This is a genomic window from Noviherbaspirillum saxi, assembly GCF_003591035.1.
In the GTDB taxonomy this organism is placed as follows: Bacteria; Pseudomonadota; Gammaproteobacteria; order Burkholderiales; family Burkholderiaceae_D; genus Noviherbaspirillum; species Noviherbaspirillum saxi.
Genome location: NZ_QYUO01000002.1, coordinates 863924 through 885378, shown reverse-complemented (window position 1 = coordinate 885378; position 21455 = coordinate 863924). Strand labels below are relative to the sequence as shown.

The 21455-nt window shown below is 57.4% G+C and carries 18 protein-coding genes; 8 read left to right on the top strand and 10 right to left on the bottom strand.

The window, feature by feature from the left end:
* The first annotated feature begins 327 nt into the window (after nt 1-327).
* Nucleotides 328-1173, top strand: a complete 846-nt coding sequence (locus tag D3871_RS19845; RefSeq protein WP_233575733.1) for an IclR family transcriptional regulator — start codon at nt 328-330, stop codon at nt 1171-1173.
* Here the strand turns inward: D3871_RS19845 and D3871_RS19840 are convergent.
* On the bottom strand, nt 1162-1923 hold the full coding sequence (locus tag D3871_RS19840) for a sulfite exporter TauE/SafE family protein (RefSeq protein ID WP_119770785.1): 762 nt from the start codon (nt 1921-1923) through the stop codon (nt 1162-1164). The two genes, D3871_RS19845 and D3871_RS19840, sit on opposite strands and share 12 nt — an antisense overlap.
* Before the next feature lie 705 nt (nt 1924-2628).
* On the opposite strand from D3871_RS19840, the gene D3871_RS19835 reads away from it, so the two are divergent.
* Nucleotides 2629-4368, top strand: a complete 1740-nt coding sequence (locus tag D3871_RS19835) for a protein kinase domain-containing protein (RefSeq protein WP_119770784.1) — start codon at nt 2629-2631, stop codon at nt 4366-4368.
* A 768-nt stretch (nt 4369-5136) separates the two neighbouring features.
* Nucleotides 5137-7503: a penicillin-binding protein 1A gene (locus tag D3871_RS19830; RefSeq protein ID WP_119771459.1), complete on the top strand. Its 2367-nt coding sequence runs from the start codon at nt 5137-5139 to the stop codon at nt 7501-7503.
* Nucleotides 7504-7553: 50 nt separating this feature from the next.
* Here D3871_RS19830 and D3871_RS19825 read toward each other — a convergent pair whose 3' ends face one another.
* A complete protein-coding gene (locus D3871_RS19825) occupies nt 7554-8072 on the bottom strand; it encodes a YgjP-like metallopeptidase domain-containing protein (protein WP_119770783.1) in 519 nt (172 codons plus the stop codon).
* Between the two features lie 218 nt (nt 8073-8290).
* A complete protein-coding gene (locus tag D3871_RS19820; RefSeq protein ID WP_119770782.1) occupies nt 8291-9184 on the bottom strand; it encodes a DNA ligase in 894 nt (297 codons plus the stop codon).
* A 305-nt stretch (nt 9185-9489) separates the two neighbouring features.
* Here D3871_RS19820 and D3871_RS19810 point away from each other — a divergent pair, with 305 nt between their 5' ends.
* The gene (locus D3871_RS19810; RefSeq protein ID WP_119770780.1) at nt 9490-11265 is read left to right on the top strand and encodes a putative bifunctional diguanylate cyclase/phosphodiesterase; all 1776 of its coding nucleotides are present in this window, start codon (nt 9490-9492) and stop codon (nt 11263-11265) included.
* 165 nt (nt 11266-11430) lie between these two features.
* Here D3871_RS19810 and D3871_RS19805 read toward each other — a convergent pair whose 3' ends face one another.
* Genes D3871_RS19805 through D3871_RS19795 form a run of 3 tightly spaced genes read right to left on the bottom strand, consistent with a single transcriptional unit; the run spans nt 11431 to nt 14384 of the window.
* Nucleotides 11431-12396 (bottom strand): Bug family tripartite tricarboxylate transporter substrate binding protein, encoded by a 966-nt coding sequence (locus D3871_RS19805; protein WP_119770779.1) that lies wholly within the window; start codon nt 12394-12396, stop codon nt 11431-11433.
* A gap of 28 nt (nt 12397-12424) precedes the next feature.
* Entirely contained in the window at nt 12425-13597 is a 1173-nt protein-coding gene (locus D3871_RS19800) for a CaiB/BaiF CoA transferase family protein (protein ID WP_119770778.1), read from the bottom strand.
* A 13-nt stretch (nt 13598-13610) separates the two neighbouring features.
* Nucleotides 13611-14384, bottom strand: a complete 774-nt coding sequence (locus tag D3871_RS19795; RefSeq protein ID WP_119770777.1) for an enoyl-CoA hydratase/isomerase family protein — start codon at nt 14382-14384, stop codon at nt 13611-13613.
* A gap of 65 nt (nt 14385-14449) precedes the next feature.
* Here D3871_RS19795 and D3871_RS19790 point away from each other — a divergent pair, with 65 nt between their 5' ends.
* Nucleotides 14450-15130, top strand: coding sequence for a GntR family transcriptional regulator (locus D3871_RS19790; RefSeq protein WP_119770776.1), 681 nt, complete (start codon nt 14450-14452; stop codon nt 15128-15130).
* A 314-nt stretch (nt 15131-15444) separates the two neighbouring features.
* Here D3871_RS19790 and D3871_RS19785 read toward each other — a convergent pair whose 3' ends face one another.
* Nucleotides 15445-15924 (bottom strand): VOC family protein, encoded by a 480-nt coding sequence (locus D3871_RS19785; RefSeq protein WP_119770775.1) that lies wholly within the window; start codon nt 15922-15924, stop codon nt 15445-15447.
* Nucleotides 15925-16435: 511 nt separating this feature from the next.
* Between D3871_RS19785 and panB the strand changes: the two genes are divergently transcribed.
* Together panB and D3871_RS19775 are read left to right on the top strand one after the other, a co-directional pair.
* A complete protein-coding gene (gene panB, locus D3871_RS19780) occupies nt 16436-17266 on the top strand; it encodes a 3-methyl-2-oxobutanoate hydroxymethyltransferase (RefSeq protein ID WP_119770774.1) in 831 nt (276 codons plus the stop codon).
* Nucleotides 17267-17349: 83 nt separating this feature from the next.
* A complete protein-coding gene (locus tag D3871_RS19775; RefSeq protein WP_119770773.1) occupies nt 17350-18096 on the top strand; it encodes a Crp/Fnr family transcriptional regulator in 747 nt (248 codons plus the stop codon).
* 98 nt (nt 18097-18194) lie between these two features.
* On the opposite strand, the gene D3871_RS19770 is transcribed toward D3871_RS19775, so the two are convergent.
* From D3871_RS19770 to D3871_RS19760, 3 genes are read right to left on the bottom strand one after another with little or no spacing between them, the layout of a single operon-like run.
* Nucleotides 18195-18812, bottom strand: coding sequence for a DsbA family protein (locus D3871_RS19770; protein ID WP_233575732.1), 618 nt, complete (start codon nt 18810-18812; stop codon nt 18195-18197).
* Between the two features lie 6 nt (nt 18813-18818).
* Entirely contained in the window at nt 18819-19499 is a 681-nt protein-coding gene (locus tag D3871_RS19765) for a glutathione S-transferase N-terminal domain-containing protein (RefSeq protein ID WP_119770772.1), read from the bottom strand.
* Between the two features lie 10 nt (nt 19500-19509).
* Complete coding sequence (locus tag D3871_RS19760; RefSeq protein ID WP_119770771.1) at nt 19510-20283, bottom strand: enoyl-CoA hydratase/isomerase family protein; 774 nt, start codon at nt 20281-20283, stop codon at nt 19510-19512.
* A 182-nt stretch (nt 20284-20465) separates the two neighbouring features.
* Between D3871_RS19760 and D3871_RS19755 the strand changes: the two genes are divergently transcribed.
* Nucleotides 20466-21443 (top strand): NAD(P)H-dependent flavin oxidoreductase, encoded by a 978-nt coding sequence (locus D3871_RS19755; RefSeq protein WP_119770770.1) that lies wholly within the window; start codon nt 20466-20468, stop codon nt 21441-21443.
* Nucleotides 21444-21455: the final 12 nt, after the last annotated feature.

The following is a 21455-nucleotide window of genomic DNA, read 5'->3' as shown; positions in this document are numbered from 1 at the left end:
ATAGGGGACATAGAGCGGATTGCATATCGGTGTGAGGGTAGCGAAGCGGTCTGCCGCGTTTCCTGGGGATGAGTGCAAGGCGCCAAGCGGAGGCAGGGCGGCCCGCGTAAGGGTGATTCCCTGTCGAGCATTGGCAACGCCGCAATCGCCCCAGGCAACGCGGCAGAACCCATACACTGATACGCAATCCGCTCTAACGCTTCGATACCACCCGCGTACAGCAGGACGGACGGTGTGATCGCGTACGTAATTCGTACGTAATTAATAGGCCAGCCCGCGTCGTCCATCAATTAGAATTTCGGCATCGGCCGGAAAGTGGAACAGAATATGTCGAAAGCGTTTCAGAATGGCGTCGCGACCGACGCCGCATCGATGAACCAAGGCGATGACGCGCGCGCACTGCGCGTACTCCGCTTGATCGAGCATCTTGCGAATGCCACGCAGCCACTGACACTTTCGCAGCTCTCGACGCGATTGGATGTGCCCAAGGCAACCATGATGCGTATGCTCGATCACCTGCAGCGGCACGGCTATGTCTTGCGCACGCCTTTCGAGGGCGGCGGTTATGTCCCCGGGACAGCGGCGACCCGGCTTGCGCTCTCGGCATTGCGCAACAATGCGCTGATCCGGGTTTCTCGGGCCACGCTCGGCAAGCTGGTCGCCGCGACGGGCGAGACCTGCAATCTGGTCGTGCCGGAGGGAAACAATGTCATTTATGTAGACCGTGTGGAAACCGAAGAGCCACTGCGCCTGCAACTGCCGCCAGGCACGCGTGCCCCCATGCATTGCACAGCCAGCGGCAAACTATTCCTCTCGCGCCTGTCGCTGTTCGAGCAACGCAGCCTATTGACTGCAATGCCGCTCAAGAAACTCACACCCAGGACCATCACGGATCCGGCATCGCTCGAGGCCGAACTAGCGCGTATCGCAAAGTGCGGCATTGGCTTCGACCATGAAGAATTCGTGCTCGGTATGGTTGCTGTCGCGGTGCCTATCCAGGCGTCCGATGGCAAGGTGGTAGCAGCGGTCGCCTGCCACGCTCCCGTGGCGCGCAAATCGATAGACGACCTGCTCGCCTATGTCGGCCTGCTCACCGACGCCGCGTCGGTGCTGCAGCCCCTTCTGGCAGGAGGCCAGATTGCCGAAGAAACGCCTCCCATTTCATCCGGCTGATTGCCGCAACAAGGGCCAGATCAGAGTCAGCCCGATGATTACCAGCGCCGCCGACGCAAGACGGCGCATCGCGGCATGATTCAACCGCGGCGGATAGCGTTTCGCGATGAAAGTCGCCACGGCGCCCACGGGCAGCGCTATCAGTGTCAGCAGCACGATCTCGGTGCTCAGTTGACCATGGCCGGCAACGAGCACGGTCCGGAGACTGGCACTGGTGGCAAACAGGAAAATCAGGCTGTAGCGGATTGCGGGCAAACCGAGCGGCTGACGGTAGAACTGGTATACCAGCGGCGGCCCCGCCATACCGAAGAGCCCAGCGAGCGCACCGCTGAAAACACCGGTGACAATGAAGGTCGCGCGCCCGGCTTCGCGGGCGGCATGCACAGGCTGGATGGCGACACTGATGCCGCCATAAATAATGGTCAGGCCAAGCAGGAACTTCAAGACCAGTGCCGACGCATTGTGCAGATAATCCAGCAGTAGCACGCCCACAACCAAGCCCGGCACCATTCCGCACAACACCATGCCGACGATGCGCCAGGCGACGGTACGCAATGCGCCCGGCAAGGCGACCGCACTATTGACCAGCGAGAGTAAGCTGTTGATGGTGGCAATCGTTGCAATCGGCATCAAACCCAGACCGCTCATCGCCCCTGTCATGATCATACCGAGGCCGAAACCGGTCACGGTCTGGAAGTAAGCCGAAAAGGCGACGATGGCCAGGAACTGCAACAATAGGTCGAGAGTCATTTATTCCATCCGCCAGGACCGGTACACCTGGCATATCGGCACACTTTCCGGTAAGCGAATGCCGCATTTAACCCAAGAGACGGCAACGCCACACATGCGCGCATTGCCTCCACCCTTCCCGTCTCGTTAAAGACAGTTATCCGTCAACGAAGCACGGCCCAAAACGGGATTCGTCCAATTCCACAATGTTCATTTGGAAACCAATGTAAGAAGTGTGGACATGGTATCCAGTTAGGATGATTATATATTTTTCGGTACATTATGTACCGTTTTTAATAATTTTATGATTTGCGCAAAAAGTTAGTGATGTCGAAATTTATGTAAACGAAACGGGGGCAAAGATTCGGTAAATTGCCGGGCATGACATCGAAACGCCCGGCACGACTGGATTACTGTCAATACCTGCTGGTGAGCCAGATCAATTACACCCTCACGAACTACGCGCCTTGCTGCTCGGCTACGCTGCAACCCACCTTTCGTTACTTTGAGCAAACGTGTGCAACCGCCGATCACTTTGATAAACATCAAATACCTGTGATGCTTCTTTCTCGCATAGTCAGCGACAACGGCAAGATCCTGCCATTTGCGCCGTGTAAGTGAGTTATGGTTAACCCGTATGGTCTGACATAGACCGCCGGGGCTGGAGGCCACGTCTGCATCCTGCTTTTCCAATCCATCGTGCTGAAATGTCGTTTTAATGCTGCCATGGAACATGACGATGACAAGACAGAACTACGCAGCACGGCGGTTCCATCTAAGAACCCTCCCGGCAATGAGCTGCCGGTGGGGACGCGGGTGGGTGAGTTTGAAATTGCCGGCCTCGTCGGAAAAGGCGGCTTCGGTATTGTCTACCTCGCCTACGACTGCTCGCTCGGGCGCCACGTGGCGCTGAAGGAGTATATGCCGTCCGGCATTGCTTCCCGAAGTGCGGGGCAGAATGTGACCGTCACATCACCGCGCTTTACCGACGTCTTCAACGCTGGCATGAAAAGCTTCATCAATGAAGCCCGACTGCTGGCGCGATTCGATTCGGCCGCACTGGTGAAAGTGCACCGCTTCTGGGAAGCCAACGGCACTGCGTACATGGCGATGCCATTTTACGAAGGCATCACGCTCAAGCAGGCTTACCAAGAGCGCAAGCTTGTGCCGGACGAGCAATGGATCAGGACCTTGCTGGCCGATCTGCTGGACGCGGTCGAAACGATTCACGGGGCGCATTGCCTGCATCGCGATATCGCGCCCGACAATATCCTGCTCCGCACGGGCGGCCGTCCCCTGTTGCTCGACTTCGGCGCTGCGCGGCACGTCATTGGCGACATGACGCATGATCTAACAGCAATCGTGAAACCTGGCTTCGCGCCGATAGAACAGTACGCAGATATTCCAGGCCTCAAGCAAGGACCTTGGACTGATATCTATGCGCTGGGCGCCGTGATCTATTATCTGATTATCGGCAAGGCGCCGCCTGCGGCGGTAGCCCGTTCCGTCAATGATGAGATGCTGCCCGCCCGCAAAGTCGGCAAAGGCAGGTACAGCGAATCGTTTCTGATGATTGTTGATCGTGCGCTCACTGTGCGGCCAGAGCAGCGTATCCAGTCGGTTCAGGCGTGGCGACAGGCGCTTGCCGGTGAAGACGAAACGCGCCTGCTGTCCCCTCAGATGTCGGCGCAGCGCGCTGCGCAGCCTGTGGAAGTAATACCCGAGGCAGTCCCTTCAATCCGCAATTCGACGCCCCTCCCCGACGCGGCAGATGTGTCTTCGGACGCCACTGTAGGTCTAATACATCCCACACCGCCGCAATCGGAAGCCTCACGCCCCACGGCGGGAACCAGGCGCCGCCGCTGGCAATATGCACTGGCTGCACTGGCGTTAATCGCTGGTATCGCGGCTGCCCCAGTGCTGTGGTATTGGGGCTCCAGTCAGTGGGAGCGCTCAAGGCCGCACACGGAATTGACGGAATCGGTAACGTCCGGTGACTTGGACAAGCTCAAGAGGGTGATTGCGGCTGGGGCAGACGTGAATGCGCGTGGCCGTGCCGGCCTGACCGCCTTGCAGTGGGCCGCACGGAATGGTCGCCCTGATGCCGTCAACGAACTGATCGCCGCCGGGGCAAATGTGCATGTGGAGGCACGCGGCGATCCCTTCTACGGTAAGACTGCCTTGGGTTTCGCAGCGTTTTATAGTGGAAATGTCGAAGTTATCAAGGCGTTAATCGCTGCAGGAGCGGTCGTTGACCATCGAGACGAAGGCGGCAATACCCCCTTAATGAGCGCGGCGGTCCAGGGGTATATTCTTGCGGTGGAGGCATTAATCGCTGCAGGGGCGGACGTCAATCGTAGGAGCAATGCTGGTTTAACTCCCCTACGCTATGCGACCGGATATTCTGACAATCCTCGGCATCCTGACGTAGTCTCGATCCTCAAGACTGCGGGAGCACAGGATTGATTCTTCCACCGAAATGCGATGCGCGATCGCCAAGCTTGAAGATTCTGTTCCAGTCGACCACCTGCTGCAGTCCATCCGTCTGCTCGCTCACGCTTGACAGGGGCTGGCTAAGTGGCGTCTGCTTTTGGGAAAGTCTAAGGCCGCTAAGGGTCGTTATGCAAAGCTTTGCAGTAGCTACCTCTGTGAAAACCACTTCGACAAGCCGGACCAATGACACGACAGGCGCAGGCGACCCTGACGGACTTGACGTTTTTCTCAAATTGCATGCGGCTGCGAATTATGATTTTGAGACCCTGTTCCGTGATTATGCCGATTCGTTCCGTTGAAATGCATCGATTCCGGTAAATGATGGCAAGATCTTTCCCCGCTCTCGCCGTGCTAGCTGAATTGATCGGCTGGGGTTCTGGAAAGATCCAGTCTGGTAGGGTGGGCACAAAGTGCCCACGCGGACATCGCTCAAGTCCTATCTACCCTTCTCAACATGAACTGCGTGGGCACGGGGTGCCCACCCTACGGGGCTTGTTATTTGAGCCACGCCTCCCGGGTTCCATCCTCGTATAATCGCGCTGCACACGCACGACTCGCCATCGCCATCAGGCCGGTCGGCGCTTATCGACACAGGAATCTATTTTGGATGCAGACATCAAGCCGCATGAGCGCATCAACCGTTCATGCAGGCGCTTATACGCGCGTACCGCGGGCTATTTCAAAGCGGCTCTCAACCCAGTCCTCCCCTGGCGCACCAGAGTTGCATCTTCGATAAAAGCAATGGCAGCCACCGGCGCGGCCGGCTTCGCTCTGCTGCTTGCCTATGCGATCATCCTCATCCCCTTCACGCCCAGCATTTCCGACATCCGCAAGGCCAAGGCGGAGACGCCGAGCATACTGATGTCCGCCGATGGCAAGCAGCTCGCGGTATTCAAGCGCGTGAACCGCCAGTGGGTCGAGCTGGACCAGATCTCGCCGCACGTGATTGATGCATTGATTGCAACGGAAGACCACCGCTTCTATGAACATCACGGCGTTGATCTTCGACGCACCGCCGCCGGCATCCTGCGCACCTTGCAGGGCGATCCCGAAGGCGGCTCCACGTTGACCCAGCAGCTTGCACGCAACCTGTACCCGGAAGAGATCGGACGCAAGCGCAACATCACGCGCAAGCTCAAGGAGTTGATCACCGCGTTGAAGATCGAATACGCGTACTCGAAAAAAGAAATCCTGCTTACGTATCTGAATACGATGCCTTTCCTGTACAACGCGTTCGGCATCGAAATGGGCGCGCGTACCTACTTCGACAAATCGGCAGAAAAGTTGACGGTACTGGAAAGCGCCACCCTTATCGGCATGTTGAAGGGCACCAGCTATTACAACCCGGTGCTTAGTCCCGAGCGCGCGGCAAAGCGCCGTAACGTCGTGCTGTCGCAGATGGTCAAGCGCGGCGCGTTGAGCAAGGCGAGTTTCGAGTCGTACAAGAACCGTCCGCTGCGCCTCGAATTCGAGCGCCAGCCAGAACCGGTCGGCTCCGCACCGCATCTTGCCGAACACATCCGCAAATGGCTGGTCGATTGGGCCGACCGCAACGACTACAACCTGTATTCCGATGGACTGGTGATTTACAGCACGATAGATTCACGCATGCAGGCCTACGCGGACCAATCTGTGGCGCGTCGCATGGATGCGTTGCAGGCAGTGTCCGATGCCGAATGGGGCGTCGCTTCCCAGCGCCTGAATTCCAGCAATCCGTTTGCGTATATCGGTATGCGGCGACAGGGGCAGCCCTTCGGCCATTTCTGGAAGGCGCGCAGCGGCGCGGTCGACGCATTCGTGCGCGAATCGACGGCCTACCGCAAGGCGGTTGAATCCGGAACCGCGCCCGAGACCGCGTTGGCGGAACTCAAACGCAATGCAGCCTTCATGATTAGGCTGCGCGCGGAAAAGATGCGGCTGGAAAGCGGCTTCGTCGCGATGGACCCCGCGAACGGTCATGTCAAGGCTTGGGTCGGTAGCCGCGACTTCGCGATCGACCAGTTCGACCATGTTACGCAAGCCCGGCGCCAGCCGGGTTCCACCTTCAAGCCCTTCGTCTATGGTGCCGCGCTGGAACAGGGAATGCCGCCCGACCGGCGTTTCACCGACGCGGCGGTCGAGATCCCGATGAGCGACGGCACCGTGTGGCGTCCGACCGATGCCTCCGCGCCTAGCGGCCGGCCGATGACCGCGCGCGATGGCCTGATCTATTCGAAAAACACGATTACCGCACAGGTGATGCAGGAAGTCGGCCCGAAAAAAACGGCCGGCTTTGCGCGCAAGCTCGGCGTCAATCAAAGCAAGCTCGATCCGGTTCCCGCACTCGCGCTTGGCACCAGCCCGGTGACGCTGTTGGAAATGGTGTCGGCGTACAGCACCATCGCCAGCGGCGGCGCATACCGCAAGCCTATCTTGGTCAGTCGCATCGACGACAAGGACGGCACGGTGCTGGAATCGTTTTCCGGCGACAGCACGCGCGCGCTGTCAGACAAAATCGCGCATGACTTGACTGACATGATGCGCGGCGTCGTCAACCAGGGCACCGGGCGCGCGATCAGATCGCAGTTCGGAATACACGCGGATGTGGCCGGCAAAACCGGCACCACGCAGAACAACACCGATGGCTGGTTCATCCTGATGCATCCGCGGCTGGTCGCCGGTTCGTGGGTCGGCTTCAACGATGCACGCGTCACGATGCGCAGCGATTATTGGGGACAAGGCGCGCGCACCGCCTTGCCGGTCGTCGGCGACTTTTACCGGAAAACGCTGCATGCGCGTCTCATCGAATCCGGCGCGCGTTTCCCGAAACCGAAGGATTCGTTCTTTGAATCCATGCTGGACAAGGTAGTTGAGCTACTGGGCTGGGAAAAAGACGAGCCTCCGGCGCCGCCCGCTCGTCCGCGATCTGTGGCGCCAGCGCAGCCGCAAACGCCGGACGACGTACCGGATGAGCCATTCAATGAGATGGAGCGGATACTGAATCAGGCGCGTGAAGCTGCACAGAGCGACGAAGACGCGCGCAGACTTGTGGAAACCGTGCTGGAAAATCAGTTAAGGGCGATGGAGGAAGGCCGCGAGGAATTTGAAGGAAATACCGGCGAAAATTAAGTATTCACCCAGGGGGAGGCAGGGAAATGTTTATTTAATAAATATGCCACTCAACTCATGCCGCCCCATGACAGCTCGCCGACCAAGTCCCGGTGAGTTAGGTACAGCCGCAAATCCAATTCGAACTGGTGATAATTCGGTTCCATGTGTTCACATAATTTATAAAATGCCCTGTCGTGCTCCTTTTCTTTTAGATGCGCCAGTTCATGCACAACGATCATTTTCAAGAACTCGGCAGGCACATTTTTAAACAAGGACGAGATCCGGATTTCGTGCTTTGCCTTGAGCTTGTTCCCTTGCACCCTGGAGATGTAAGTATGCGTGCCTAAAGCCTGCTTGATTACATGGATTTTATTGTCAAACATAACCTTGTTGATCGGCTCGGCATTGCCCAGAAAATTTTTCTTCAGATTCAGGACATATTGATAGAGTGCCTTGTCGGTCCTGATATCGTGCACCGACGCGTACTTCTTGAGAAGCACATCCGCTAGTTTGGCGTTATCGACAAGGACCTGTACCTGTTTCTTGATTTCCGCTGGATAGCCCGACAGATATTTCATTTCTTGCATTGATTGCATCCTTATCCACTTATCCATTACCGCGCCCCCCAATCTGAGGGGACCTTCATACCTGTACCAAAGTACAGGATACAAGCAACAAGTAGATACCGTCTTGCCCGGCAAATGGAAATTCGTCGACGCGGCAGAATACGGCCCGGCGATCGACCTTTGAATTCTTCCGGGCGCGGGGCCACTGCGCCAATATCGGCGCATTAGCGGCATGCGATTCACTCGCTTTCCCGCACCCGCAAGAAGCTGGCAAACCTTGGCAAGCCTGTCGAGGTGAGATCGCGGTAGCGGTATGTGACCGTACTGCCTATCGCGGGAGGATTGCGGCGTAGCGCGTCGCTAAAACCGGTGCCGAGGCGAAAGCGCTGACCTTCGGGCGTCACGACGACAATCGCACCGAGCATGCCTGAATATTTTCCCTGCCCCGCCTCGTGAGCCACGACCAGCGCTTCGGCATCCTGTTGCGGTTTCAATTTCAGCAAAACATCTGAACGCCCGGTTTGCCAGGCTGCATCGACACGATGCAGCATCAAGCCTTCGCCGCCATCGCGCACGACTTGCGCCAGTTTCAGTGTTAACGCCACCTTGTCCGTCACCGGCACTTGCGGCAAGACTTGCAACCATGGCAGCACCGCTTGCGCGACACTCGCTTGCAGTGTGGCGATGCGCTCGCTGAAACTACCTGCGCCGTTGGGCAATTCATAAAGTTGATAAGTGATGTTCTTCCACTCGGCGTCCAACGGTGTTTGCCGGCGCACAGCGGCCGATAACTGATCGAAGCGACGCCGCCCCATCCACAATTCGCCATCGAGCGCATGCGCGGGCAATTGCGTTGTGAACCAGGCCGGCGCGTGAATCGGTTTGCCGCTGCGGAACCGCAGGGTTTTGCCATCCCAAAAAGCGCGTACGCCATCCAGCTTTTCACTCACCAGATAATTGCCGAGGTCGTATTTTTCTGAATAGTTTTGCGCCAGTAGCAGCGGCGGCGCAGTGGGGCCGGCATTGGCAATCGCATGTTCTGCAGAGAGCGCCGGTGCGTAGGGTTGCAGGGCGCCGCTCAACAGTAACAGGGTCAGCAGGCGGCGCAATGGGGGGAGTTGGATAGGTCTCATGCTGGATTTGACGGATCGTAATTTTGACTTTTTGGTTCGGGCATTATATTGCAAATTTGGCAACAAAAATCAGAAGAATCCAGGACAGACCACCTTTTCGTCGAAGACGGAAAAGGTGGTCTGTCCCGGATATATGTTTCCGAATTCCTGGCATTTTGCGCGCCGGACTCTTGGCCCAGATTAAGGCAATGTACGCCGCGTGGCTTTATCGACAGCGAGGGTTAGAAAAGGGAGTAAAGTGAATAAGGCCGTCCTCCTCAGACGGCGCAAAACAGAAGTGGCATAAAAGCCTTGGACGTCTGCCAATGAATACATTAGACAATACGGAAAATCCGGAAAACGGCAAACCCTACAGTGAAGCCGAACTGCGGCAGACCTTGCTGGAATACCAGGCCATTCTGGATAACGCATCGGTCGGCATCGTATTCACGCGTGACCGGAAAATCCTGCGTTGCAACGACCGTTTCAGCGAGTTGTTTGGATGGCCTAAAGACCATCTGGTCGGCATGCCGACTATCATCGTCTATCCGTCAGCCGAAGCATTCGACGAAATGGGGCGCATCGCCATTCCGGTTCTTTCCAGAGGGGAAAGGCTCGATACCGAAGTCTTGCTGAAAAGGCGCGATGGCTCGACCTTCTGGGGCCGCCTGCGGGGCAAGGCGATCGATCCGGCCGACGTCCACAATGGCACCATCTTCATCCTTGAAGACATTACCGAACACAGAATGGCGCAGGAGCGCCTTCTTTACATGGCGCATTACGACGCGTTGACTGGCCTGCCCAACCGCACGCTGCTGCAAGACCGCATCAAGCAGGCCCTGTCGCATGCGCAACGCGACCAGAGCCAGGTCGTCGTGATGTTCATCGACCTCGATTATTTCAAGCACGTCAACGATTCACTCGGCCATCAGGTCGGCGACCGCTTGCTGCAAACGGTCGCCATCCGCTTGCAAAAATGCTTGCGCGAAGGCGATAGCCTGGCGCGGCTGGGCGGCGACGAGTTCGTGTTGAGCCTGCCGGTACAGAATGGCAGTGACGATGCCGCACTGGTTGCAAAGAAAGTGCTGGATACCCTCGATCAAGCTTTCATCGCTGACGGACACGAGTTGCACATGAGCGCCAGCATCGGCATCAGCCTTTACCCGAACGATGGGACCGATGCAGAAAGCTTGATGCGCGCCGCCGATACGGCGATGTACGACGCCAAGGAAAAAGGCCGCAACAATTATCAGTTTTTCACACCCGCGCTCAACACAACTGCGCAACGGCACCTTACCGTCGCCAACCGCTTGCGGCAGGCGTTAGCCCACGATGAATTCGCGCTGTATTACCAACCGCAGGTAGATATGGAAAGCGGCACGATCCTGTCGGCCGAGGCGCTGCTGCGCTGCCTGCAACCAGGGGACAAAGCACCAATTTCCTTTGGTGCCTTTATCACGATCGCTGAAAAAACCGGCCTCATCCTGCCGATCGGCGATTGGGTATTGCGCCAGGCTTGCCTGCAGCTTAAGCAATGGCGAGACCTGGGTTATGCGGATTTACGGATCGCCGTCAATCTGTCGCCACGCCAATTCCACCAACCCCATCTGCTGGCCACCATCGAGCAAATCCTGGGTGAAACCGGATTGCCTGCGAACGCGCTCGACTTGGAAATAACCGAAAGTGTGCTGTTGCAGCGTAGTGAAGATAACCTGGACACGCTCCAACAACTCAATGACATGGGGCTACAACTGTCGATCGACGATTTCGGCACCGGCTATTCCAGCCTCGCTTATCTGCAGCGCTTTCCGGTGCACGCGCTCAAGATCGATCAGACTTTTGTGCGAGGAATCAACCAAAATCTGAACGATACCGCATTGGTCACGGCGATTATCGCGATGGCACAAAGCCTGCATCTTGAGGTGTTGGCGGAAGGCGTCGAAACCGAGCAGCAAGCCAGCTTCCTCATGTCCCACGGCTGCCGCGCCGCGCAAGGTTTTTATTACGGTGAAGCAGTGCCTGCAAAAACCTTTACCAGACTGTTGCGCAGACAGACTGCGCACATGCCAGGCGTCCAAGACAGTAACGTCAGGCGGAAGTAAAAAAATCGATGGGAAAATCCGCACCACCGATGCACGGATCAAACTGAAATACCTCTACCCGAAGAAACTTTACTGCGTACTGCGAGTGGTAAGGAGCATTTAGCCCTTGCTCCTTCCGGAAAGATCAAAGATATAGTCGATGCGATTGCTGCGTTGCAGTGAATTTCAATCGACCTTTGCACCCGACTTTTCCATGAGCTCTTTTGCGCGCTTGCCATCTTCGGCTGCCCAGACAGCAAATTCTTCCGGAGACTTCGTCGGGAATGTCTCATTACCAGTCTGTGCCAGACGCGCCTTCACATCCGCATCACTCAGGACCTTGGCGCTGGCCGCGGCAAGCTTGTTGGTAACATCCTTGGGGAGCCCTGCGGGGCCATAGAGGCCGAACCAGAACGTGTAGTCAAATCCCTTGACGCCTGCTTCGGCGACTGTCGGCAAATTGGGAAACAGCGGCGAACGCTCTGGCGTGGTTACTGCGATAGGAATGATCTTTCCGGTCGGAGCCAGCGTCATGATCGACGGCGGCGTTCCGAACGTAATATCAACGTCACCTGCGGCAACGGACTGGACAGCCGGGGCCCCGCCTTTGAACGGAATATGCATCATTTGTGTGCCGGTCTGCATCTCAAACAGGCGTGCGGCCAAATGGGGCGCCACTCCACTTCCAGAAGACGCATAGGTAACCTTTTCCGGTGCGATCTTCGCACGCGCAATCAGATCCTGCGTTGATTTGATACCACTCTTGGAACTGACGGCGAGCAGTAGTGGGGCTCTCGTCCAGCGCGCGATCGGTGTGAAGTGCTTGCCTTCATACTTGACGGCTTTGTACAACACGCGGTCAGCGCCGTAAAGATTGGAACTGGCCATGTACAGTGTGTAGCCGTCTGGTAGCGTTCGACTGACATAGGTAGAGGCAATGGTGGTACCCGCACCAGGCCGATAGTCCATCACAACCTGTTGGCCGAGTTCCTTGCTCAATCGGTCAGCGATGAGGCGTGCGACGCCATCTGCGCCACCGCCCGGCGGAAAGCCGACGACGAGCATGATGGGCTTGGAGGGATAATTGTCTGCCAGTACCGTGGCGGCGGCGGACATAAGGCTAAGGGCGAGAAAAATTGTTTTGGTCTGCATGAATGTCTCCTGTTGATTTTTACTGCTGTTAGATGCCAAGCTCCTTCAGCAAAGCTTCACGATGCTGATCGAGGGCGGGAGCTGGGGTGGCTGGCGGCATGCTTTCGCCGGCAAATTGCACCGCGCAACCTGCGGTGATGATGGGCCGGCCATTCGGAAGCAACTGGCTCATCAGCATGCCGCGCGCTTTTACCTGGTGGTCCTGCATCACGCCGGCAATGTCATTGACCGGGCCGCACGGGATGCCAAGCGCCGTCAAATGCTTCAGCCATTCATTTGCAGTACGCCCGGCAAGGGCCTGTTCGATGCGAACCTTAAGTGCAGCATGGTGCTCGCACCGCAGGAGATTGGTCATAAAGCGTGCGTCATTTGCGACTTCCGGGATGGAGATAGCTTCACACAGGCGCGGGAAAATACGGTCATTGCCAGCGGCAACCACCATGTACGTATCCTTAGCCTTAAACACGCCAAACGGCGTAATTGACGGATGACGCGAACCGATTGGCCCAGGCACGACACCCTCGGCCTGGTAGCGCACCAATGCGTTCTCAAGCAGTGCCACCTGTGAGTCAAGCATTGAAATATCAACATGCTTGCCGAGTCCTGTGCGTATGCGTTCGATGATCGCCGCCTGGATCCCAATGGTTCCAAACATGCCTGCGCAAATGTCGCCGATCGACACGCCGACCCGGGTTGGAGGGCCGCCTTCCTCGCCGGTCAGGCTCAGAACTCCCCCCATCGCCTGAACGACCATGTCGTATGCTGGCAGCTCGCGATAAGGACCGGTTTGTCCAAATCCGGAAATGGACGCCAGAATCAACGACGGGTGGCGGGCGTGCACGGTATCCCAGTCATAGCCGAGCCTTGCCATCGTCCCGGGGGTGAAGTTTTCAACGAGAATGTCAGCGGAGGCGAGCAGCTTGTCAAAGATCACCTTGTCTGCTTCCAGCTTCAAGTTCAGTGCAATCGATTCCTTGTTTCGATTGATTGAAAAAAAGTAGCCGGAGATCGTACCGCCCTGCCCGTCTTCGATCATCGGGCCGACGTGGCGTGCATCATCGCCCAATACCGGCATCTCGACCTTGATCACCCGTGCGCCAAGGTCGGCAAGCATCAGGGTGCAGTAAGGACCGGCAAGGACTCGGGTCAGATCGATAACGACAAGGCCGCTCAGGGGACCATGGGTCTTGGGAGAAAGCATTTTTATTTTCTCCTCAATTGCCACGCCGGGCCTGTGCGGCCATGATGCGCTGTGCGATTTTTGGACCGTCAAATGCAGCCAGCAAGGCAGCCCGTTGAGCGGGTGCCGTTCCATTCCCGAATACCGCAGCGTTGAGGGTTTGTTTCATGGCGGCCAGCGGTACGGCAGGCATGGCCGCAATCTCGATTGCAATGGCCATGGCCCGGGCCTCAAGCGCGTCAGGTGAAACCAATTCCTGTAGAAAACCGATGGAAACCATCTCGGTCGCCTCGACCTTTTGGGCCATGAAGACTAGGCGCTTTGCATGGTTCAAGCCAAGCCGGCTGACGTAGCGCTGCAGGGCACCCGCATAGAGAGGCAAGCCGAAGCGTGCGGCCGGCATCAACATGTACGCATCCGTTAAACCGATGCGAATGTCACAAGCCAACGCGAAGTCGGTGGCGCCGCCGATCACCGGCCCGTTCAGGGCAGCCACGGTGGCAAGTCGGGTGCGCTCAATCCGGTCGGCCACATGCTCGAATGCGCTTTCATTCCCAGCGTCGGTATGGTGCCCCGCAGCGCCTTGCGTAGCGAGTGCACGCAGGTCGTAACCAGCACTGAAATATTTGCCACGTGCGGTCAGGAGCAGGACATGAAGTTGATCGTCGGCCTCGCAAGCATCAAGCATTTCAGTAAGCGCTTCGAGATCTTCGGGTTGGATGCGGTTCGCGTTGTCCGGGCGATTAAATTCAATTTTTGCAACATGGGGTGCCGGCTTTGTCAGTACCGGCAGAGATTCTGCACTCATATTTCTCCTATTGGCATGCCAGTGTGTTTAACTGGTATACCAATAGAGTAGGGTAAAATGCCATCATGAGCAAGCAAAACATGACACCCAGCCTTTCGGATACCGTCCGCAGGGCGATTGAGCGCAGCCTGCTGGATGGAGCGATTCTTCCAGGACAGATTTTTGATGAGCGGTCGTTAGCCGAAAAATTCGGCGTGTCGCGTACGCCGGTCCGGGAGGCGATCCTGCGCCTGGTGGCGTTGGGCTTGCTCCAGGTGATGCCACGGGCTGGCGTGGTCGTGCCTAAGCTCAGCATCAAGGAACTGCTGTCGCTACTTGAAATGCTGGCGGAGCTTGAAGGCGTTTGTGCCAAATTTGCCGCCAAGCGCATCAATGGCGAGCAGCGCAAGGCACTACGGGAGGCGCTAATGGCATGTGAAGCAGCGGCGACGGCGAAACATGCTGAAGATTACAAGGATGCCAATACACGCTTTCACGAGATTATCTACGAAGCGAGCAAGAACGATTGGGCGACAAGTCAGGTGCGTGCGCTGCGACTGCGATGCGCAAGTTACCAGCGCTCGAGGTTTGATCTTCCTGGGCGATTGGACCGTTCGTTGCGTGAGCACGCAGTAGTGGTGGAACGCATTGAAGCCGGGGATGAAGAAGGTGCACGACTTGCCATGGTTGAACATATCTCTGTCGGGGGGCGGGACTTTGCGGAGTTCGTGAGCTCAGTACCCACGGATTTTTTGAGTGGAGAATAGAGACTGCAGTTGTCAGCCTTACGGCGTTCGACCAGTCGTGCGCACATCCTGTGGACGATGCTGGCATGGAATGACGCCTATGACACGTTGGCGTGGCAGCGGCACCCAACGTCTATCCTTGCCTTGGAGACGAACCACTGAGTCCTACGGCGCGAGCGGTTTAGTCCGTTGTAAGGGTTGTAGATGGCTGCCCACACTCAAGCGCGTGTGGGCAGCCATCTACAACCCTTAACAGAACCGGTCGGTCTGCCATCCCCTCAAATCCGAACAGGAGAGAACGTGCGCAACACGCTCCATTCACTTGAGGACAGGTTTCAGCCCAGCCGTGCCGCCTCTATCGCGGCGATGTCGATCTTTTTCATGGTCATCATCGCGTCGAATGCGCGCTTGGCCGCTGCAGGATCGGGATCGGATATCGCCGCGATAAGGGCGCGCGGGGTGATTTGCCATGACAATCCCCACCGGTCCTTGCACCAGCCGCATTCGCTTTCTTGGCCGCCATTGCCGACGACGGCGTTCCACAAGCGGTCGGTTTCGGCCTGGTCGTCGGTCGCGATTTGAAAAGAGAAGGCCTCGTTGTGCTTGAAATGCGGGCCGCCGTTCAGCCCGACGCAGGGGATGCCGACGACGGTGAACTCGACCGTGAGGACATCGCCCTGCTTGCCGTCGGGATAGTCGCCCGGTGCGCGGAGGACGGCGCCGACAGCGCTGTCGGGAAATGTTTCGGCATAAAAGTTGGCGGCCTCAACGGCGCCGCCGTCGTACCACAGACAGATTGTGTTCTTGCTGGTCATTTCGTGTCTCCTGAAAAGTTGAACACCGGCGTCCGTCACCGTCAAAACAACTCCAGTCGTCCACATTGCGGGACCTTGGTGTGTCGGATGAGACTAATGTCTTTGTCGGGATCCGTCAATGTCGTCAATTCTCGCGGCGGGCGCGGGCCGCTCAAAGGGTGGACCGCTTGCAGCGTTTGCACAGGATCATGAGGTCGTCAGCATAGGTGACGATGCGACTGCCAAGACTCCGCTCGTTTCTAACGCGATAATATTCACCAGCCGCTGGCCCGGACTGCAATAGCATTCAAGACGCCAGTATCTCTCATGTGAAAACATGGACTCCGAGCTGCCCCAATGATTGGGGCAGCTTGAGCACCCGCGTGCTCAGGACAGACGTCACAAAGAGAATCGATATGAATGCGCAACGCCAATTCTGGATCCTGGTGATCTCGTCCGCGGCTGGAGCTACTCTGTAGGGTCACTGGTAGCATGCGTAGCAACATCCACTTTTTCAGAACTGAGTACGATTATGTCCGGATACTTGCAGAATGACGAGAATACTGCCCTTAGAAAGGCCGTCACGGTACCGTATCTTCTGGCTATGCGCAGTGCGGGCGAGAAGATTGCAATGCTTACCTGCTACGACGCCAGCTTTGCGGCGCTGATGGATCGCTGCGATGTCGATTTGCTCTTGGTCGGAGACTCGCTGGCCAACGTCGTGCAGGGACACGGCACCCCACTGCCGGTCACAGTAGCGGACATTGCGTACCACACCGGATGCGTTGCTCGCGGAAACCAGACTGCGCTGCTAGTTGCAGACATGCCGTTTGGTGCCTACGCCACGCCGCAGTCTGCCTTCGACAACGCCGTGAAGTTGATGCAGGCTGGTGCCCAGATGGTCAAGCTTGAGGGGGGCGCGTGGCTTGTCGAAACGGTGAAATTCCTGAGCGACCGCGGCGTGCCGGTATTTGCTCACCTTGGACTGACGCCGCAATCCGTCCACCAACTTGGTGGCTTTAAGGTACAGGGGAAAACAGCAGAAGGCGCAGAGCGACTCAAATCGGATGCGCTGGCACTTCAGGCTGCGGGTGCCTCACTCCTCCTTCTTGAAGCCATTCCCGCTACACTGGGGAAAGAAGTGACGGACATGCTGGCAATTCCCACGATCGGCATTGGCGCTGGGCCGGACTGCTCCGGACAGGTGCTCGTCATGCACGACATGTTGGGTGTATATCCTGGCAAGAAGGCGCGCTTCGTGCGTAACTTCATGGACGGTCAGACGAGCATCAAGGGCGCGGTACGCGCCTATATCAGGGCGGTTAAGGACCAGTCGTTTCCCGCGCCGGAACACTGCTATTGAGCGGTTCTGAGAGTAGAAGTCTCGAACGTTGAATACCGGCGGGCACGGCGTTACACTGTTGTAAAAATTGAACATTACGCCCAATGAACATGCAGACAACGGAACAAGTGCCGGCCACCAGCTTGCCCGAATTCCTGGAGAGGTGGGAGTGGTACCGTGCACTACCGGCGGAGCTGCGTTCGCTGACCCTAGAGACGGCAGTCGAGCGGAAAGCCGCCGCTGGAGAATACATTGCTCGAGCGGGTGAGCCCAGTACCCACTGGTATGGTCTCATGCACGGTATCCTGCAGATGTATGTCGTCGGGGCTGATGGAGCCGAGACCACCTTGTATTGCTTGCGAGAGGGCGAATGGGGCGGCGAAGGATCGTTGCTGAAGAAGGAAATGCGACAGTACCATCTCCGCTCGCTCACCTCAGCTCACATCTGCCTTGTTCCTGCGAAGACGTTTGAAAAGCTGCGCCAGTCATCCATTGAGTTCAACCATTTCTTGTGTGACATCATGAATGCTCGCATGGGGATCTTCGTCGGTATGCTGGAAGCATCTCGTCTGCGCGGGCCTGAAACGCGCGTCGCAAGGGCGCTCCTGATGCTGACAGATAGCCAGGGTGACGACACACAGGAGATCTTGATCTCGCAGCACGAGCTGGCGTTGATATCGGGTCTCTCCCGGCAGCGGGTGAATGTAGCTCTCAGCCTGTTCAACCGCCTTGGACTCGTCCACACCGAAGCTCGCAAGGGATGTTTGGTCGTTTATTTGTCGCGTCTCCGAAATTTCGCCAAGGAAGAAACCCAAGGCCTTTGCGACGGCCGGCGGTCGGTGTCGCGGTAGAGCAGAAGGTCAAGGAGCTCGTACATTGGCATCATTTCCGGGTAGCCCCGATCTCGGGCCTGGTCGCTGCTTGATACTCGGTCCGTTGCCGGGTTCTTTCATTCTGATGTCGACGAAGCTGAGATAGTGGCGGCCAGCAGGTCCAGCCTGTCCCCACCCCAAAACAGCTCGCCACGGTAGACAAAGGTTGGCGCACCAAAGACACCAAGTAGCTCGGCGCGCTCCGAGGCTGCGGCAAAGTCACTCTCGGCGTCTTCCGCCCGGTATTGGTGCCACTCATTGACATCCAGGCCCGCGTTGGCAAGCGCCTCGTCGAGTTGTTCCTTTGATTCGAGATCGAATTCCCGCCGCCAAAACTCCGCCAAAAGCGGGTCGCAGAACTCCCAGAGGCGGTTCCTGGATTTGGCAAACAGGAGTGCCTGGCTGGCCAGGGTGGAATCCCAAAGCTTTGTCGTGCTTCGGATCGTCAGCCCCTGAAGTTTCGCCAGTCTTCGGCAATCCATATACAGATACTTCACCTTAGCAATGTCGCGGCTCGTGCGCTGTTCTACCTCTCCGCCATAAGCTGAGCGGAAGTCCGTAATATACGGCCACCAGTTGAAAGTGACGCCGGTGCGTTGAGCCAACAATCGGGCTGGCTTCAGGGCGAGGTAGGAATAGGGGCTGCGCAGATCGATGAACGCATCCACAATTTGGTCGTTCTGTTCGGTCATCATGTTCGGCTATGTTGTGCGAAAGAGATTTTGCTTTGCCTGGTCCGAGGTAGTCACGTCCACCCAGCGCTCCCGAAGAAGATCCAGTCCGCGACCTACAGCGGCGCGGTTGCGCACACGCCCGTACCATTCCTGTACGCGAGGGAACTCGTCCAAAGCGACGCCAGTGAGCTTGTGGATGCGAACCCAGGGAAAACAGGCCATGTCTGCGATCGAATACGCTCCGCAGACGTACTCCCTGCCTTTCAACCGGTCATCCAACACCTTCAGCAGACGCCTAGTTTCGTTCTGGTATCTCGCAATTGCGTATGGCACGGGTTCCGAAGCGTAGCGAAAGAAGTGCTGCGCCTGCCCCATCATCGGACCCAACCCGCCCACTTGCCAGAACAGCCACTGGAGGACTTCATTGCGTTGCCGCGGCTCTCCGGGAAGAAAGCGGTTTTCCTTTTCCGCCAAGTACAGCATGATGGCACCCGTCTCAAATACCGTGATGGGTTCGCCGCCGTCCAGCGGGGCGTGGTCCACGATTGCTGGAATTTTTCCATTGGGGTTGATTGCCCGGTAGCTTGCCTCGTGTTGAGCGCCGCTGGTGATGTCAATGGGGAAGAGGCGATAGGGGATTCCCAATTCCTCCACCAGGATCTGCACCTTGTGCCCGTTTGGAGCCGGCCAACTGTAGAGGTCGATCATGAGCTTCCTCCTACCTCTTGTGCATGATTTCTTGCCTGCGGCGATCCTGCGCGCGCCGGTTCCCCTCATCGCTCATGCCCGCGGGCAGGCATTCATCGAGGACACCTGTTCGCTCTTCGATCTGTCTCAACACGCTATCCTGCAGAGCCTTCTTGGACATTGCATACGCGGTGTTGCAGTCAGGTGTGATGCATCGCGCATAACTGATTGCGGTCGTGAGCAGCTTGTCCGGCTCGACGACTTCATGGAAGAAGCCTAGACGTGCTGCCTCATCGAGTTCGTACAGCTTGCCGCGCAGAGTTGTCAGCGCTGCGACCTGGTCACCGAGAGCGTACTTGATGATCTCAACATATGCCGCCGGCATCGGAATGCCAATCGGCACCTCGTTGAGTCCGAACCTTACCGGTTTCCTTGCCGCAATCCGAAAATCGCAGTCAAGTGCTGTAATGAGTCCACCGGCCATGGCATGGCCGTTCATGGCCGCCACGGTCGGCCTCGGGTACTGAAAGATGCGGAGGTTGGTCTCGCGGTATGCCCGATACCAGCTACGAATATTGTCCTCGCTGCCACTGCCGAAGATGTCAAAGCTGTACTGAAAGTCGATGCCGGCAGAGAACACATCACCCTGACCGGTCAGCACAACCGGCAAGGCATTGAACTCGCACTCGAGCCGGTCAAAGGCTGCATGAAGATCGGCGAAAAAACGATCGTTCTGCACGTTCACTTTGTTGGTGTTCATCCGCACAATGGCGCATTCATTCACCACTTCGATATCCCATGCCATGTTGTCTCCTTGAAGGTTGGGCAACCCAAACGGTTGCAAACCCAGATTAGCAGGCGCATGACCGGTTTAATGTCATTGCAACGACAAGCCTGCGTTAGAACGGTTTGTACAATCGCTCGCCGTGAGGCACTGGGAGCGAACTTTGCGCGGTCTCGGTGAAAACCATTTCGGTAGGGGGAACCATGAAGACTCGGATCACAGAACTGTTGGGCATCCAGCATCCCATCATCCAGGGCGGCATGCACTATGTCGGCTATGCGGAACTCGCCGCCGCGGTATCAAACGCCGGCGGGCTGGGCATTATCACGGGACTGACCCAGCGTACTCCTTCCGCACTGGCCGGCGAAATCCGCCGCTGCAGGGAGATGACGGACAGGCCATTTGGCGTGAATCTGACCTTTCTGCCCGCAGTCACCCAGCCTGACTATCCGGGCTACATCAAAGCCATTATCGAGGGCGGCGTGAAAGTGGTCGAGACAGCAGGCAATAATCCGCAGAAGTGGCTGGCTCCGCTCAAGGAGGCCGGCATCAAAGTGATCCATAAGTGCACCTCCGTACGCCACGCGCTGAAGGCCGAGACCATAGGATGCGACGCCGTGAGCGTCGATGGCTTCGAATGCGGTGGCCACCCTGGCGAAGATGATGTGCCGAATTTCATCCTGCTGCCGCGAGCGGCCGAAGAGCTACGCATTCCATTTGTTGCCTCGGGCGGAATGGCTGATGGCCGTTCACTGGTGGCCGCGCTGGCGCTGGGTGCGGAAGGCATGAACATGGGCACGCGTTTTATCGCTACCAAGGAAGCGCCTGTGCACGAAAACGTCAAGCATGCTCTGATAGCGGCGAGCGAACTTGATACCCGTCTCGTTATGCGGCCGCTTCGCAACACGGAACGGGTGCTCACCAATACCGCAGTGGAACGCCTGCTGGGAAAGGAGCGCAGCCTGGGCGCCTTGTTAAAGTTCGAGGACATCGCACCCGAGGTGGCCGGTGTCTACCCACGTATCATGAAGGAAGGCGAGATGAATGCGGGAGCCTGGTCTTGCGGGATGGTGGCCGGCCTCATCCGCGATGTGCCCACGGTCAAGGAACTCATCGACCGGATCATGGCAGAAGCGGAGAGTCTAATCCGCCGGCGCCTCGAGGGCATGTTGGGCGCCTGACATCTTCACGCC